General features: G+C 43.2%; 20 protein-coding genes and 1 pseudogene. 19 read left to right on the top strand and 2 right to left on the bottom strand.

What is annotated here, in order from left to right; translation table 11 throughout:
- Positions 1-70 precede the first annotated feature (70 nt).
- On the top strand, positions 71-790 hold the full coding sequence (locus tag VK080_RS08655; RefSeq protein WP_324224367.1) for a type II toxin-antitoxin system prevent-host-death family antitoxin: 720 nt from the start codon (positions 71-73) through the stop codon (positions 788-790).
- 240 nt (positions 791-1030) lie between these two features.
- Here the strand turns inward: VK080_RS08655 and VK080_RS08650 are convergent, their stop codons facing one another.
- A complete protein-coding gene (locus VK080_RS08650) occupies positions 1031-1894 on the bottom strand; it encodes an AraC family transcriptional regulator (protein ID WP_324224366.1) in 864 nt (287 codons plus the stop codon).
- A 224-nt stretch (positions 1895-2118) separates the two neighbouring features.
- On the opposite strand from VK080_RS08650, the gene VK080_RS08645 reads away from it, so the two are divergent.
- The 4 genes from VK080_RS08645 to VK080_RS08630 all read left to right on the top strand — a co-directional run bounded on the left by VK080_RS08645 (position 2119) and on the right by VK080_RS08630 (position 5435).
- On the top strand, positions 2119-3027 hold the full coding sequence (locus VK080_RS08645; protein ID WP_324224365.1) for an ABC transporter ATP-binding protein: 909 nt from the start codon (positions 2119-2121) through the stop codon (positions 3025-3027).
- Entirely contained in the window at positions 3024-3734 is a 711-nt protein-coding gene (locus VK080_RS08640) for an ABC transporter permease (protein WP_324224364.1), read from the top strand. The genes VK080_RS08645 and VK080_RS08640 overlap by 4 nt, the downstream gene beginning before the upstream one ends.
- Position 3735: 1 nt before the next feature.
- On the top strand, positions 3736-4470 hold the full coding sequence (locus VK080_RS08635; protein WP_324224363.1) for an ABC transporter permease: 735 nt from the start codon (positions 3736-3738) through the stop codon (positions 4468-4470).
- Positions 4471-4607: 137 nt separating this feature from the next.
- On the top strand, positions 4608-5435 hold the full coding sequence (locus VK080_RS08630) for a dihydrodipicolinate synthase family protein (protein ID WP_324224362.1): 828 nt from the start codon (positions 4608-4610) through the stop codon (positions 5433-5435).
- A 49-nt stretch (positions 5436-5484) separates the two neighbouring features.
- Here VK080_RS08630 and VK080_RS08625 read toward each other — a convergent pair.
- Positions 5485-5916, bottom strand: a pseudogene (locus tag VK080_RS08625) (PLP-dependent transferase); the annotation flags it as partial.
- Between the two features lie 449 nt (positions 5917-6365).
- Between VK080_RS08625 and VK080_RS08620 the strand changes: the two are divergent.
- From VK080_RS08620 to VK080_RS08555, 14 genes are all read left to right on the top strand, one after another.
- Positions 6366-7241 carry a transposase gene (locus tag VK080_RS08620; RefSeq protein WP_324224361.1) on the top strand — a complete coding sequence of 292 codons (876 nt, stop codon included), beginning with the start codon at positions 6366-6368 and terminating at the stop codon, positions 7239-7241.
- A gap of 163 nt (positions 7242-7404) precedes the next feature.
- The gene (locus tag VK080_RS08615; RefSeq protein ID WP_324224360.1) at positions 7405-8418 is read left to right on the top strand and encodes a C45 family peptidase; all 1014 of its coding nucleotides are present in this window, start codon (positions 7405-7407) and stop codon (positions 8416-8418) included.
- A 119-nt stretch (positions 8419-8537) separates the two neighbouring features.
- Positions 8538-8945, top strand: a complete 408-nt coding sequence (locus tag VK080_RS08610; protein ID WP_324224359.1) for a DUF4181 domain-containing protein — start codon at positions 8538-8540, stop codon at positions 8943-8945.
- Between the two features lie 2 nt (positions 8946-8947).
- Positions 8948-9781 carry a type II pantothenate kinase gene (coaW, locus tag VK080_RS08605; protein WP_324224358.1) on the top strand — a complete coding sequence of 278 codons (834 nt, stop codon included), beginning with the start codon at positions 8948-8950 and terminating at the stop codon, positions 9779-9781.
- The gene (locus tag VK080_RS08600) at positions 9778-9930 is read left to right on the top strand and encodes a hypothetical protein (RefSeq protein WP_324224357.1); all 153 of its coding nucleotides are present in this window, start codon (positions 9778-9780) and stop codon (positions 9928-9930) included. The genes coaW and VK080_RS08600 overlap by 4 nt, the downstream gene beginning before the upstream one ends.
- 134 nt (positions 9931-10064) lie before the next feature.
- Positions 10065-10421 carry a hypothetical protein gene (locus VK080_RS08595; RefSeq protein ID WP_324224356.1) on the top strand — a complete coding sequence of 119 codons (357 nt, stop codon included), beginning with the start codon at positions 10065-10067 and terminating at the stop codon, positions 10419-10421.
- Positions 10422-10684: 263 nt separating this feature from the next.
- Positions 10685-11269, top strand: coding sequence for a nucleotidyltransferase family protein (locus VK080_RS08590; RefSeq protein ID WP_324224355.1), 585 nt, complete (start codon positions 10685-10687; stop codon positions 11267-11269).
- 71 nt (positions 11270-11340) lie between these two features.
- Positions 11341-11958, top strand: coding sequence for a protease complex subunit PrcB family protein (locus VK080_RS08585; protein ID WP_324224354.1), 618 nt, complete (start codon positions 11341-11343; stop codon positions 11956-11958).
- Positions 11959-11992: 34 nt separating this feature from the next.
- Positions 11993-12487 carry a GNAT family N-acetyltransferase gene (locus VK080_RS08580; RefSeq protein WP_324224353.1) on the top strand — a complete coding sequence of 165 codons (495 nt, stop codon included), beginning with the start codon at positions 11993-11995 and terminating at the stop codon, positions 12485-12487.
- Positions 12488-12514: 27 nt separating this feature from the next.
- Positions 12515-12991: a helix-hairpin-helix domain-containing protein gene (locus VK080_RS08575; protein WP_324224352.1), complete on the top strand. Its 477-nt coding sequence runs from the start codon at positions 12515-12517 to the stop codon at positions 12989-12991.
- 52 nt (positions 12992-13043) lie between these two features.
- Positions 13044-13661 carry an NUDIX hydrolase gene (locus VK080_RS08570; RefSeq protein ID WP_324224351.1) on the top strand — a complete coding sequence of 206 codons (618 nt, stop codon included), beginning with the start codon at positions 13044-13046 and terminating at the stop codon, positions 13659-13661.
- 26 nt (positions 13662-13687) lie between these two features.
- The gene (locus VK080_RS08565; RefSeq protein WP_324224350.1) at positions 13688-13840 is read left to right on the top strand and encodes a hypothetical protein; all 153 of its coding nucleotides are present in this window, start codon (positions 13688-13690) and stop codon (positions 13838-13840) included.
- Positions 13841-14229: 389 nt separating this feature from the next.
- A complete protein-coding gene (locus VK080_RS08560; protein ID WP_324224349.1) occupies positions 14230-15843 on the top strand; it encodes an FMN-binding glutamate synthase family protein in 1614 nt (537 codons plus the stop codon).
- A gap of 39 nt (positions 15844-15882) precedes the next feature.
- A complete protein-coding gene (locus VK080_RS08555) occupies positions 15883-16026 on the top strand; it encodes an SDR family oxidoreductase (protein ID WP_324224348.1) in 144 nt (47 codons plus the stop codon).
- Positions 16027-16139: the final 113 nt, after the last annotated feature.

Genomic DNA, 16139 nt, shown 5'->3' with positions numbered 1-16139 from the left:
TTGAAAAATGGTTTAATAAGTACCTAATGTTGTGTATCATATAAGTAAATTAGCTAAGGACGTGTCTAAAATGAGGGTGCCTACAACCAAAATGCAAAATAATTTCGGAAAATACTTGAAGTACGTGGAAGCCGGTGAGGAAATTATTGTTACAAAAAGCGGGAAAGAAGCGGCCAAAATCTTGCCTTGTCATGATGCGGACGCTGTTAAAGAAGAACAACCGGAATATCGTACTTCAGGGGAATGGGTGACGTATGAAGAATTTCTGGAACTAACGGAGGCATCAGAACAAAGATTTGAGTTAATTGATGGCGTTATTTACAACCTGGCCTCCCCTTCCTATAAGCACCAGCATGTGGTTGGCGAACTTTTCGGTACGTTTTATAACTGGTTTAAAGGCAAAAAGTGTGTTCCGCTTACATCCCCGTTTGATGTGACGTTCTTTAAGGAAGAAAACAACATCTGTGTGGTCCAGCCAGATGTTGTCGTCATTTGCGACATGGACAATCTGGATGAGAAAGATAAATATAAGGGGATACCAACCCTGGTGGTCGAAGTGTTATCACCTTCCACAAGAAGTAAAGACATGTTGAATAAGCTTGACTTATACAAACAGTGCGGTGTCAACGAATATTGGCTTGTCGATCCAATCAATGAACATATTTTGATTTACGTGCTGGAGGATAATGAAATCGTAAACAATAAAACCTATTCAAAAGATGCCCACCAAGCGGTTCATTCCGTTATATTTGCAGGATTGGAAGCCGATTTGCAGGCTGTGTTTGTTTGATTATTTGTTTATGGGAACGTAATGTTCGTGGTTGGCTTCATCCGCCATCGTTTGTTAGTTGGACAGAATCAGACATTTACGAGGTTATAATTCAAAAGAGGCAACGCTGGCTTGTCAGCGTTGCTCTACTCAGGTTATAGGTTCTCTGTGTTTTCGTCGTTATCTTACGTTATTCTTCGTCACTTTTAAAGAGCAACAGTAAATTTTTAAAATTGCTCCGGATACAATGAATTCTGTTTTTTATTTTTTCCGGACAGGAAGCCAAACTTCACTATAAGCGTAATCTTTTTTCTGTTCATCCATTTTAGTAAAAGAAAAAGCAGGGGCATTGATGACTTCATAATCGGATGATGGCAGCCATTCAGAATGTGTTTTTGCCATTGTTTCCTGCAGCGTAGATGGAAATGGCCCTTCATTTGGAAATATGGCCCAGGTACAGGCCTCGACTGGCACTTTATCTAATCGGTCACTTACCCGATCTTCAGTCGTCAAAACACCTATCAAGTGAGTCAAATCACCTTCTTCTTTTAAGAAATTGGCGTCAGCATCATAAGAAGCATTCACAATTTCATAGGGCTCCATATTTTGCAGTGCATGCATTTCTTCTTTTTGTTCGTCCGTTATGCTGTCTGCAAGCTTTTCAATCTCCTGATTAACTCCTTCAAATTGCATGGGAACACGTTTACTGACACCGACGAAATTAAACGCTGGTTTTTCTTCAATTCTAAATTCCATCGTATTTCCTCCTTTAACAGTTATAACGAATGAAAGTTTGGGAAACGATTGGCTTACACCCTTTTTTATGACATCTGAGGGTAAAAAACCACTCCATTTTTTAAATGATCTGGAAAAGCCGTCCACTGACTGATAACCATATTTAAAAGCTACATCCGTTACTTTGTCGCCATGCAATAAATCCTTATTTGCTTCCGACAATTTTCTGTTTTTGATATAGTCACTTAGCGTCAACCCTGAAAGGTAGAAAAATATTTTTCTAAAGTGATAGTCGGAAACCCCGGCATATTCAGAAATGTTCTCAAGCGTTAGTTCATCCGTTAAATGATCTTCAATATAGTCAATCACCAAGTTTAATTCTTTTAACAATATATCCCTCCTTTTCATGTCATCATAATAGCAAAGTTGCTTTGAAAATACTCGATATTTTTAACATAAAACATATCGAATTGTTAAACCTTATTTAAATTAAGGACCAGTTTGTACATAAAACGGAATCATTAAATCGTCATCTCTTTTTTTAAACAAAATTTAACCTTTGCTGAACCGGGTTTTAAACCTTGTCATTTATCCTGAAAGCAGAGGTGAAATAAATGAACTATGTGATACAGACGAACAATTTAGTGAAACAATTTGGCCGTGATAAGGCAGTGGACAACATCAGCCTGGCCATACCTGAAGGGGAAGTGTACGGCTTTTTGGGGCCGAATGGAGCCGGGAAGACCACCACCATTCGGATGCTTCTGGGTCTGATGAAACCAACATCCGGTTCGATTCATATCTTTAACCAGGATTTAAACAAGGAACGGATTGATATTTTAAAGCATGTCGGGTCGCTCGTGGAAAATCCATCCTATTACCCGCATTTGACAGCAAAAGAAAACCTTGAAGTGATTCGGAAAATTTACCAGGTCTCGAAATCCCGTATCGGTGATGTTCTGGAAGTTGTTCGCCTGCAGGATGTGGCGGATAAGAAAGTGAAGGCCTTTTCGCTTGGCATGAAACAGCGGCTTGGAATTGCGATCGCGCTCTTACACCAGCCGAAACTATTGATTTTGGATGAGCCGACAAACGGGCTCGACCCGTCCGGCATCATTGAAATTCGCCATTTGATTAAAAGACTGCCAGAGGAGTTCGGTATGACGGTACTGATCTCAAGCCATTTGCTATCGGAAATCGATCAGATTGCGACATCGGTCGGGATTATTTCGGAAGGGACAATGATTTTTCAGGATTCGATTGAAAAACTGCGCGAGCATGCCCGGGAGAAAATTGTTTTGCGCGTCAGTGACAGTATTGAGGCAAGTCAGGCACTCTTGGTCAGAGGCATCCATGCGGAGAGCCGTGACGGGCATGTTTACTTGCATGAACGTTCGGATGAGCATGTTGCTAAAGCCATCCAGATGCTTGTTCAGGACGGTTATGCCGTTTACCGTGCAGAAGAAGAAAAGCGGTCGCTGGAGGACATCTTCCTGCAGATGACGAAGGGGAATGCGTCATGATTGGACAATTGCTCAGGTCGGATTTTTTGAAGATAAAACGGAAGGGACTTTGGCTGTTAACACTGATCGGACCGCTCGGTGTCGTTTTTCTGCAAATGGTCAATTACGCTGTGCGCAAAGACTATCTGCTCCAGCAGAGTGACGATAACTGGCATTATTATTTGCTGAATGTGAATGCTTTTACACCACTTGCCCTGGTGCTCGGCATTGTTATTTTAACGTCCCTCATGGCAAGTGTAGAAAATGAAACGAACGCATGGAAGCAGCTGATCGCCTTGCCGGTATCTAAAATGGCCGTCTATTTATCAAAGTTCACCGTGCTTCTGGTACTGCTTTTTGTGGCATCCGTGTTATTGCTGATATTCACACTCAGCTTCGGTATGTATCTCGATTTAGGTGACGAAATGCCATATGTGAGCCTGATAAAGTTCAGTTTTTACCCATATCTGGCAGCATTACCGGTGCTGGCATTGCACCTTTGGATAGCGCTCGTAAGCCGCCATCAAGGGATTCCGGTGACGATGGGTGTCATCGGTGTCATTTTAACGTATATGGCTTATAATTTACCGAACTGGATGATCTGGAAGTGGCCGGCGTTAATGCAAGAATGGGCGGAACCAGCCATGATTATCTGGCTTGGCATCGGCTGTGGCCTTCTTTTATATGTGGCCGGGATGGTCCATTTTGTGCGAAAGGATGTGTCTTAAAATGTTTTGGCAAGTCATACAATCAGAATGGTTTAAGTTCCGGAAATCCGGTATATTGCCCATCCTGCTTGTCAGCCCATTCATTGGTCTGATGATCGGTCTGATGACGAATATCTCTCAAATGAATACCGGGGTAAATGCATGGTATTTGCTGCTGCAGTTCATGATCCTGCCGTATGCGTTATTGTTTCTCCCCTTGATGACTGGTGTGCTGGCCGGTGTGATCTGCCGTTATGAACACCAGGCAGGCGGCTGGAAACAATTTTTATCGCTTCCGGTAACACGAGGTAGTGTGTTTTTGGCCAAATATTTGTTATTAACAGGCGCTGTGTTGGTCATGCAGCTTTTGTTTCTCGCAACTGTGTTTCTTGTTGGCCAGATAAAGGGCGTTACCGATCCGTTTCCAATGATGATTATCTGGAAAAGTGTTTTGGGCGGGTGGATTGCCACATTCCCGCTTGTAGCCCTACAACTGACGCTCTCGATCCTGTGGAAAAGTTTTGCGGCGCCGTTTGCCGTTAATGTTATCTTCACACTGCCGTCAATATTAGCAGTGAATTCTGAAGACTTTGGTCCGTACTATCCTTGGGGTCAGCCGTTTTTGATGATGTATGCCGGCGGAGGATCGGACGGCGTTTTCCATGTGCCGTGGGATCAGGTGCTGACAGTGTTCGGCGGCAGTCTGGTGATCTTTTTTGCTGCCGGGTGGATTTATTTTCAGCGAAAGGCCGTGTGATTGGTGAAAATCCGCTAATATGTCTGTGTATTGTGGTAAAATAAAATCCAAGTTCTATGGCGAATGAGCCAAACTCATCACTTTATATGACATGAGGCAAAATGGGGATTTGAACCAGCCGGGTAAAGGGGGTCATTATGTTAAAGGAAGCATTTCATGTTGCTGTGCCAACAGCGTTTTATGACGATGAAACGTTAAATGTTCAGGGAACCATTGATCATATAAGAGACCTGTATCAGCAGGGCGTCAAGTCGGTACTTGTCTCGGGCACGACTGGCGAACAGCATAGTCTGACCCTTGACGAGAAAATTGAATTATTAAATGGCTTAGTATCGGAAGCAGAACTGATGAATCATATGAAAATGATATTCGGCGTGTCGTCAATTAGACAGAAGGAAGCAGAAGAACTCGCTGAGGAGATTCGACATACGCCGATATCCGGTATTATGCTTGGCTATCCGCCTTATGTTGTACCGACGCAAGAAGAAGCACTCGTTTATTCGGAAAAGATTATCAATCTAAGTCAAAAGCCTGTTATTTTATATAACAATCCAGAACGAACTGGATTTGATCTATCAGCACAAAGTATGATTCAGTTAAGCAAGACAGAATTTGTGATGGGCATAAAAGATGCCGGTGGTGAAGAAAAAGTCAGACAGTTAAAAAACAAAATTAAACGTGAAGATTTTTATTTTTATGCAGGGGGCGAAGCGGATTTAGAGGAAAAAGTATCATATGGGATTAACCGTCTTTCCTCGATTGCTGGGAATGTGGCACCTGCAGAAATCGCCCAATGGTTTCATAACATGCTGACGCATCAAAACATGACGGAACAAGAAAATGCAAAAATAGAAACCATTATGGCACAAGTTTATCAAGGCAATCCCATCGTGAACGTGAAAGACATGATGAACCAAAAGGGGATCCCAATGGGCATTTGCAGGCGTCCGATTGGGAATCGTTAGACACTGAAACAGGGGGATAGACAAACGATTCCCCCCTCTTACCGTGACATCATGTTATTTGTTCCAGCGCTTGTGCCAAATCCTCTTTGAGATCATCCACGTGTTCGAGCCCGATCGATAGACGTAAGAGATTAGTTGGTGCTGTCGTTGTGCTGCCTTCAACGGACGCACGGTGTTCAATGAGACTGTGCGTTCCACCCAGACTTGTGGCACGAATGAACAATTGTAAATTGGCAGCAACTGCCATCGCTTCATGCTGACCATCCTTCACCTGAAACGACAGCATACCACCGAATGAATGCATTTGCCGTGCTGCAATAGGATGTCCTGGGTGACCGAGAAGACCAGGATAATGAACAGCCTCGACACGCGGATGTTGATTCAAAAAATCCGCAATCGCCGATGCATTTGAACAGTGGGTCGCCATACGTGCGGCAAGTGACTGCACACCACGCAGTGCAAGCCAACAGTCGAATGGAGACGGTACAGCACCGTTTCAAAACGCATCGTTATTCCTCGCCTTCAAAATAATTGTGATGATCTTGTTTGTGAAAATGTATCTTGTCATATATCGTATAATATAAACGCGCATCTAAAAAGATATTTATATAAAATTTTCCTTTTGCCTGGTCGTGGGAAGGTGCAGCGAAAGACAGTCCAGGGAAAAATACGCCATATGGTCTATTTAATGGCTGGTCACATCTGGTAAAATAGAACTTGTACAATAAGGCTTTTCGGGTGGTGGCTCACTCCCTTTCTGAAAGGGGGTGATGCGGTATAACAGTATTTGAGACCCTTGTTCTGAGCGAAATGAACACAGCAACACATCTGAATATTTAATATATTAAATAGAACAATTGTTCCTTACGATGATTTGTGTTATTATTTTTATAGTGACAACACCCTGGTATTACGCTTCATAGTGCTAAAATGTCATTAGCCACAGTTGTACGTAAACAACCAGAGACCACCGAGTATACGAAACATGACCTCCTATTCAAAGATCTCATCCAGACATTTTTCCAAGAATTCATCGATGTATTTTTTCCGGACGTTCACAGACATATTGATTATCATGCTGCAAAACTTTTGTCAGAAGAAGTGCATACCGACCTGCACGAAGGAAAGACACGAAGGCTTGATATTGTCGTTGAAACGAAGCTTAAAGGCGAGGATTCTGTCATTATCGTCCATGTCGAACCGCAAAGTTACGCACAGTCTGACTTCCATGAGCGGATGTTTCATTATTATAGCCTGCTGTATAATAAGTACTGTAAACCAATTGTGCCGATCGCTGTTTTCAGATATGACGAAAAGCGTTATGAACAAGATACGTTTACAATTGCGTTTCCTTTCTTCCATGTACTGACCTTTAACTTTTTGAAATTGGAGCTCAGAAAAAAGAATTGGCGTGATTACATTACATCAGATAATCCTGCAGCTGCGGCATTGTTAAGTAAAATGGGTTACACCGATAATGAACGTGTTGAAGTCAAAAAGGAATTTTTGCGGATGCTAATGAGAATGCAATTGAACCCGGCCAAGGAAAAAATGATTTACGGGTTTTTCGAAAGTTATCTGAAACTAAACGAAAAGGAGGAGGAAAAATTGCGTGAAGAGATAGGAAAAACGAAGGATGGCGAGAAGATAATGGAATATACGATTTCATATGAGGAAAAAGGGAAGCAAGAGGCTAGGCAGGAAGTTGCTGTTGAAATGCTGGAAAAAGGCGTTTCGATCGATTTTATTGCTGAGGTCACACATCTTGAAAAAGAGGAGATTGAGAGGCTAAAGAAAACGTTATAACATAATGGACCGCTGTTGCTCTCACAATAGCGGTCATTTTAATTTTGCGATTAAAACCCGATTGCCTAATGAAAACTTTAAGCACTTTCATCCGTACAGAATAAAGGAATTTCAAATCATTTTATCGAATAAGATAATGTCGGATTTTAAAAGGAGACACGATATGTCTGATTTTACTGTGAACATATTTCAGCAGAGGGGAAGTTCGTATCAAAACGGACTGCGTCTGGGCCGGGAGTTGAATGGCACCCGTATTCCACAGACATTTGAAATGATTACCCGTCCGGAAATTGACACGGACAACTTGAAAGCAATCTATCGGTCGTTTGCACCACATTTGCTGGATGAATTGGAAGGACTAGCGGATGGGATGGAGATTCCATGGTCAAGAGCGGCTGCGTTATTCAGCGGCTATGATGTTCCGAGGCCAATAGCGCTTGGCTGTTCGGCCATGCTGACGGATGCTTATTATGTGCGGAATTACGATTTTTCACCCGAACTCTATGACAGTTATTTCAGCCTGATTCAGCCGGCAAAGGCTTTTGCAACAGCTGGATACAATCTGCAGGCGCTCGGCAGACATGAAGGCGTTAATCAGCATGGGCTTGTGGCCGGGTTGCACTTTGTGAGTAATAATGGTTATACAACCGGCATTTCGGCATGGACGGCCATTCGAATGATACTCGATACGTGCGCAACGGTGTCTGAAGCAATCAATATGCTGAAGGAGATTCCGCATGCTGCCTGTTATAATTTTTCCATGGGAGAAGAGGGTGGGAATGCTGTTGTTGTGGAGGCGAGTCCCGATAACGTTGAGGTCCGGCATGCCCCGACGTTTTTAACGTGCACCAATCATTTTCAAGACAATTCACTTCAGCATAAAAACAGACCTGATTTCATTCACTCTGTTGATCGGCATACATATATACAAACAATAGGAGAAAAAAAGCTGATCCAGGAGGAATCATTTGACCATTTTCGGGATAAAACCTCACCGCTTTTTTATATGGATTATGATGATTTAACTTTTTCATATGGATATGTGGATGCGAGGATACTGACAGCTATCGCCCAAAGTGACCAGGTGCTTGATATTGAATTTGACGATTGGGTTGCCGGGAAAGATATTTCGGAACAACAGCTTCGGGGAACGATTGAACAACGGAAAATGCTATAGGACACTATATACTGCCATGGTGGTAATATATATAGCTTGATTAACAGGGGGGATGTTTTATCTATCAGTATGGTCCGGAGCCTGAATTTTGGATAAAACTGATAGGGATTGTAGCTGTTATGGTTCTGCTGATTTCCGTTTTTAATGCGATTATGCGGAAAGTGCTGAATGTGAAACGGCGGAAAGTATTTGGAAATGATCATGTGAATGAACTGCACAAAAAGGGTGATGTGTTCTTCCGGGGGCATTCTGTTGTTGCCATTATAGTCGCCGTTATCGTTTTTCCAGGTAATCCACTTGCTGTGGCATGGGCATCTATTGTCGCGATAGCCTTTGGGGAGATATTTCGGGCTTTTGTGGAGTGGAAATATAAGAAGGACACAAATGATTACTTGTATACGATTTTTCAAATGATTTTTATTCTGACAGTTTTTTACGTAATACTCGATTCCCATGGTCTTGGGCTGTTTGATTTTAGATGGGAGCATCAGGAAAAACTATATGTCGATTTAAAAGGAGATCACTAATTATGAAGTCAACAAAAATAGGTATAGATGCCGGCGGGACACTCATCAAAATAGCATATCTGGAAGAAGAGACGATCCAATACCGCTCATTTCAGTCGCGGCACATTGAAGAAGCAGTTTCGTGGGTCAATGACCACTTTGAAAATCCCTGCATTTGTGTGACCGGCGGCAAAAGTCAGGTGTTTGCTGAGAAACTGAACGTATCACCCCAATCAGTCATTGAATTTGATGCCACTGCACGAGGAATCACATACCTGGCAGATGAGGATGACCATTCTCTTGGGAGTCATTTTCTATTTGTGAATGTCGGTACCGGGACTTCCATGCACTATGTCCAAAATGGCAAGCAGGAGCGGGTCGGTGGGTCCGGTATAGGCGGCGGAACCCTGTTGGGACTCGCTTATCTGACCACTGGTATGAAGGACTATGAAGAAATTGTTGAAGCTGCGAGCGACGGTGACAGGGAAAAAGTGGATCTGAAAGTCAAGGATATTTTTGAAGGAGCGGTGCCGCCGATTTCCGGTGATTTGACGGCCAGCAACTTCGGAAAAACAGAATTCATGACGAAGGAGTCCCCCTCACATCCAGATACGCTGGCAGCTATTATTGGTTTAATCGGTGAAGTAATTGTCACGATCAGCAGTCAGATGGCAGCACAATATAATGCAGATTCAATCGTTTACGTCGGCTCATCCTTCCGTTCCAATTCGATAATAAGGGAGATTATTGAAACGTATGCTTGGATGATCGGGAAAAAGCCTGTATTTTTGAAGCGTGGTGAATATAGCGGTGCTGTCGGTGCGTTATTGTCGATTGATGAAGGTGGGGTTGAATGAGAAACCATGATCACAATAATCGCAGCTATCTTGGACAGTACTTAACCTCAAAATTGTTATTAATCCCGAGACCGGTCCGTTATGTTGTTGTATGGACTGGATTAGTATTGCTCATTTATTTTGTCAATAAAGGTATATGGGGTTATTAAGAGGACTGTGATTGCGGTTCTTTCTGCTATAGCGCTGCTGCAAATTTGTTATAATTATTTCATGTGGAAAGGGGAAAAGAATTGGAAGTCCTATATTCCAAATTAAATAAACAAATGGCAGGTGTATATGTAGCATGACGTTGGAAGGCAGTAGTGCTTTAGCTATTATCATTTTCGTTTTATTTATAATCATTGGGCTGGTTCTCAGTTACCTGTATGGCTGGAAAGCAATTAAAATGACTGGCTGGTTTGGATCGCAAGTTTTTATCGCAAGTGTTATTAATCTATTTCTGTGTGCATGTGCGATATTTGGCTGGTTCCTATATTCCTGGAATATTGATGAAGCGGTATTTTTCGGCGGATTGATGCTTGGGACGGTCCTGTTCATGGTCGGTGAGGCCGCTTTGATCGTTACATTATTCTTCAGGCGGCAGAAGTTGATCAATGCCTACCATAATCGGATGGACAGCCCAGTAAACAGGAATGACTAAGGTGGTGAATGGAGAATGGATTTTTTCTTACGGAGAATAATCATGTTATAATTATACCAAGAAAACGGTTAATGGAGGAACGTTTTTATGAGTGATCGGAATAAGCCCGATAATCCGATGGGAAATGGCATCGCAATAGGCATCTCGCCGGGCGTTGTATGCGCATTTGCATGTTTTGCCACGGTATGAGGATGAACCACTTGCCGGTAAAGGGATGCGGTATATGTTTAAAAGCAACATGAACGAAAGGGTTTAAAGGAAATATGATCAAATTTCAAAACGAAAAAGATGTGCTCGAGCTGGTTAAACAGGATGAATGGATGATGCAAGTGTTAAATGCAGCTGCCATGTTAAATCCCCCAGACTGGTGGGTTTGTGCCGGTTTTGTGAGAACAAAAATTTGGGATACATTACATAATTTCAGCGAAAGAACGATCCTGCCTGATGTCGATGTTGTTTATTTTGATAAAACGAACTTGGATGAATCAAAGGAAAAGAAATTGGAGCAGCAGCTGAGACATTTGCTTCCCGACGTTCCCTGGTCTGTCAAAAATGAAGCCAGGATGCATCTTAGAAATGACCTTCCACCATACACCTCTTCAGTTGATGCGATAGCCAAATTTCCGGAAACAGCCACGGCCCTGGGATTAACAATAGATAAAACGGGAGATGTGATGTTGACGGCTCCGCACGGAATAAATGACGTCATTCAGCTAAAAGTAAAACCCACACCTTATTTTATAGAAAATAAAGGACTAGCCCGTGTTTATGAAGAACGGATCAGGAAAAAGGATTGGCAGTCAATTTGGCATAAGCTAGATGTATGCCATATACAAGTGACCGGCTGATGGTACAATTTTTTAAAGGATTCACAGCATTCAGCTAGAATAAATAATATAGCTGAAAGGGGTATCCCGATATGGAGCGGAATGTACGCAATGTCGTAATGGTGATTTTATCAGCCCTATTACTAACTGGCTGCGGGTCAGGAACAATGGAGGATGACACAGTGAGTGAAGAAGGACCAATCACGAGGGAAAAAACGGAGCTTTCGTTCAGGACAATCGATGTTGGTGAAGCGCCGGACAGTGTGCAGAAATGGATTGAAAAAAATCGGTCAAATGAAGCGAAAAAGGTTTTTCATGCGGACGGGAAGACATATGTCGTCATCATGCTGGGGCAAAAGCCAACCGGCGGCTTTGCAGTTGAAATCGAAAAGATGGAGCTTGAGAAAATTGTTTCACCGGAGTCAAAAGCTGGCAAAGGAACCGTTAAAGTCACCCATAATGTAACCAGTCCGAAGAAAGGGAGTTTCAACACACAAGCACTCACCTATCCAATCGCCATTGCTGTATTGGAAGGGGTGCGTGATTACGGGTTTCAGTTTTCAACACCAATTAAACCGGATAAGCTGGAAGAAACGACTTCCGATCAATCAAGTGAAAACGGTTCAGTATCGCAGCAGGTCAGCGGCGGGGGAAAGGCGGAATTAGTTCAGCCACAGGAGCTGACGACTGACGGGTATATAAAAGAATAAGGACAGCGGACACGTAGGGAGAGGACACACGACAATGATCATCAGACCAATTGAATTAAATGATGCTGAAGAATTTCTGGAGTTGAACAAGAGAATTGATGAGTCCGGATTCATGCTGCATGAGCCCGGCGAAAGAAAGACAACGGTTGAGCAGCAAAAACAGGCTATCGAAAGGACTTCATCGGAAGAGCGGTCAGTCTTTTTTGTGGCTGAAATTGACGGGCAGCTCGCCGGGTTTATTGCAGCATTTGGCGGTAAAATGAGGCGGAATAAGCACTCGGCGTACCTTGCGCTTGGTGTTCATGATGTATTTCAGGGACAAGGCGTTGCAACGAAATTGATCGAGAAGATATTTGAATGGGCGGGAGAGACCGGCCTAACCAGGCTGGAGCTGACAGTCATCAAAGATAATGTAAAAGCTGTTAAACTCTACCAGAAAATGGGCTTTCAGATTGAGGGGGAAAAGGTGCATTCACTTATGATAGACGGGGAACCTGCGAATGAGTATTACATGTATAAACTTTTATAATAGGCGAATGAGAAAGCGGTGATCATTATGGCAAAAAGTAATCCCAAACTGCCGCTGACTTCAGAGGAAAAAGCGAATTTACGCGCGGCCAAAATCAAATTAAGCGACGTCCATGAGCTTGAAATATTTGAGCTGGCCCACGTTTTAAAGACATCCGACAAACGTGCCCGACTTATCAAAGCTTTAGCAACGTTTCAACAAATCCCTTCAATCGGGCATAAATTTGCTGACACACTTGTTGAGAATCTTGGCTGTTATAGCCTTGATGACTTGAAAAACAAAGATGGTGCTTTACTATTGGATAAGCTTGAAAAGGATTTGGGCTATTGGGTTGATCCATGTGTCGAGGATCAGATCAGGTGTGTCATTCATCATGCCAATCATCCGGGATCCGTGAAACAATGGTTTGACTTTACTGGGGAGCGGAAGGCATATCGAGAAGCGAATGGCTATCCGGAGTCAAGACCGGAAGCAGCTTGGCACAGCAATGATTCGGTTCGTTAAGCTTAAAGAGAGAAGAAAGAGAGCAAAAACTTCAATAGAGCAGGTGTTCAAAATGAGTCATAAGTGGCTGGAATGGGCAAAGCGCATCCAATCCATATCACAGGCAGGGTTGGCTTTTTCAGAGGACGTATACGACATAGAGCGATTTGAGGAATTACGGGACATCAGTGCAGAAATCATGGCTGAGTATACCGAAACAGAAATGGCAAAAGTCAAAGAATTATTTACAAACGAAACAGGCTATCAGACGCCTAAAGCGGATGTCCGCGGCGTCGTGTTTCAGGATGATAAGATTTTGATGGTAAAGGAAAAAATAGATGACAGCTGGTCGCTGCCTGGCGGGTTTTGTGATATAGGTTTTTCATCTGCAGAAAATGCAGTGAAGGAAATAAAAGAGGAATCCGGCTTCAAAGTTGTTCCCGGAAAGCTGATCGCCGTGCTGGATACGAATAAACACGCACACCCACCATTGCCTTATCAGTACTACAAAATATTTATTCACTGTGAGATTGTTGGGGGACAGGCCAGTCATGGAGTGGAAACAAAAGGCGTTCAATTTTTCCCTGAAAGTCAGTTGCCGCCCCTTTCCACTAAACGAAATACCGAATCACAGATCAGAATGCTGTTTGACTTTTTAAGAAATCCGAATAAGCGGGCGATAATAGATTGATAGAAAATTTAAAAGGTGACCCTTTTATGGAATCCATAAAAACAAATGATAAACAATTGGAAGGGGAAGTTGAATCAGGCATGAATTATACCCAAGTCAGTCAAGTGAATGAAGTATACGCATATGATTCTTCAAAGTTACTGATTAGGATGAAGAAAGAGAATTACGAAAGTCCTTAGAAAATGATAACCCTATTTTATCTGATGAATCGATAAAATGTTAAGTAAAAACAATTGAAGGTACGGTCATTCAGCTTTTATTATGGTACAATATCCTTAATCAACATAGAAAGGTGTGATGCTTATGTTTAAACTAACTTCCTTAAACGTCAGTCATGCAGGCTATGGAACTTGGACTAATTTAATGAAAGGCAGGCATCACATTGTTAAAAGGCGAAAAAATAGAACTGAGCATGACTTTATGAGAAAAATAACGGCACTCGCTATAAGACAAGGCGAGTGCCGAGTTTTTCTAATGCGGTAAAACCCGTCCGCTTCTGACATGGATAAAATCGGTTAAATGACAAACCCTACCAACAGAGAGTTATATTAAAAGGTGGGGAACAAACATGAACATAGCAGATATCATAACGGTTATCGGGTTTGTCGTTGTAGCAATTGTTGTACTTACTCTCCTGGGTATTGGGATATACATATACTTTGTCGACCGTACACAGCGGCAGCATCCGGTACTTCGCAATTATCCCGTGATTGGACGAGCGCGCTATTTTTTTGAAAAAATCGGTCCGGAACTGCGGCAATATTTTTTCAATAATGATCGTGAAAGCAAGCCGATTTCGCGGGAAGAGTACGGGCACATCGTGAAAAAAGCGAAATATAAGCGTGATGTTGAAGGATTTGGTTCACAGCGGGATTTTGAAGAAGCAGGCTATTATATCCGGAATAGCATGTTTCCAAAGTTGACTGAAGAATTAAGAATGGACAGGGAAACAAAGGTGACGACTGATCGTTATTTATTAACCAAAGACCCGCTATTCACGCAGCGGGAAGAGCATTTGGAGGAAGAAAAATCGCCTGTCTATCTGCTTGATGAGAAAGATACCATTGTAATTGGTGAAAACTGCCGCGAGCCGTTCAGAGTCCGCGGACAGATCGGGATGTCGGCGATGAGTTATGGATCACTCGGTGAACGGGCCATCACGGCACTATCAGAAGGCCTTGGGATTGCGAAAGGCACGTGGATGAACACAGGCGAGGGTGGTCTGTCGGATTATCATTTAAAAGGCGGTGTCGATCTGATCATGCAGATTGGCCCCGGGATGTTTGGACTAAGGGATAAGGAAGGTCATTTTAACTGGGATGAGCTGAAGGAAAAAAGCCAGATTCCACAGCTGAAGGCGTTTGAAGTGAAGCTGGCACAGGGTGCGAAAACACGTGGCGGGCACGTGGACGCTGAGAAAGTGACCGAAGAAATTGCCCGGATTCGGATGGTCGAGCCGTTCACTTCCATTGACAGCCCGAACCGTTTCCCGGAGTTCGGTGATTTGCCTTCTTTGTTTGATTTTATTGAACAGGTCCGCGAACATTCCGGTAAACCGGTCGGCATGAAAATCGTGGTTGGGAGTCATTTCGAAGCGGATGATTTGGCCAAAGCGATACGCGATACAGGGAAAGGACCGGATTTCATCACAATCGATGGCAGTGAAGGCGGCACAGGTGCTTCGTATCAGGAACTGACGGACAGTGTCGGGCTGCCGATTAAGTCTGCTCTGCCATTAGTGGACAATGCGCTAAAAAAATATGGCGTACGGGACCGGGTGAAAATCATTGCATCAGGGAAGCTATATTCACCTGACCGGGTGGCAATTGCTCTGGCTATGGGTGCGGATTTAGTCAATATTGCACGGGCATTCATGATTACGGTTGGGTGCATTCAGACGTTGAAGTGCCACGCCAATATTTGTCCAGTCGGTGTCGCAACAACTGATCCTGACCTCCAGAAGGCACTTGTCATCGACGAAAAGAAACACCGTACCGCCAACTATCTGATCTCCATGCGGAAAGGCTTATTCCGGGTCGCAGCGGCGGCCGGACTGGAGTCGCCCCTCCATTTTAAGCGTGAGCATGTGATTTATAAAGATGAGAAAGGTAAAACTTGGTCGCTCGATGACATTTATCAGTCAATGATACAACCGGGTAGTGAAGGGTCAATGAATGCATGAAGTTGATACACAATACGCCTGAGAATCAGTGGTTAGCACTTGTTTGGTGCCGGTCATGCAATCGGAGCGTTTGGAAAACCTGAGGAAGTGGCTAATCTGGTTTCCTTCCTGTTATCAGATGAAGCCGGATTTATCAATGAGACTGTTATTCTAATTGACGGTGGACAATCGTACAAATACTAAACTTAAGAATTTGCTATAAACCGGGCAGGCCAGAACCATTCAGTTTCTCCAGCCCGGGTTTTCTCACATCTAAAAACCGTGAGAACATGCAATAAGGAGACTGCAGCCGGGCA

Source organism: Lentibacillus sp. (assembly GCF_035301925.1).
Lineage (GTDB): Bacteria > Bacillota > Bacilli > Bacillales > Amphibacillaceae > Lentibacillus.
Note: the sequence above shows the minus strand (reverse complement) of the source record. Positions and strands in the feature narration are given on the sequence as shown.